Origin of the sequence: Paraburkholderia sp. J11-2 (assembly GCF_905220185.1) — a bacterium.
Classification (GTDB): domain Bacteria; phylum Pseudomonadota; class Gammaproteobacteria; order Burkholderiales; family Burkholderiaceae; genus Paraburkholderia.
Genome location: NZ_CAJMYY010000142.1, coordinates 1 through 284 on the forward strand (window position 1 = coordinate 1; position 284 = coordinate 284).

General features: G+C 62.3%; 1 protein-coding gene. It reads right to left on the minus strand.

The features are described from left to right. Positions 1-61: 61 nt before the first annotated feature. Positions 62-284: hypothetical protein (locus tag U5A57_RS41525; RefSeq protein WP_321918143.1), on the minus strand; the 223-nt coding region annotated here is incomplete at its 5' end.

The window sequence follows — 284 nt, forward strand, 5'->3', positions numbered from 1 at the left end:
ACATTAGCCACCTCCGGCGATTTGCTGCACGAGATTGAGAGCCCTGTGAATCCGACATCCCTTACGCATTTACCGGCAGCTTCAGATAGCGCTCAGGCTGGCCAATCGTATGGGCCTTTCCGCGAAGGCACTGGTCTTCAGGCGCCGTCGTCGACGGTTGCAGTTGACTGGGCGTGCCAGGGCATGCGATCACGCGATGCGCTTGCGTTTCGACAGGCGCCTGGCACGCCCAGGCAAGCGCAGCGCGCATCGTTGGCACGCAGCGGCCAGAATCCGCGGAAACC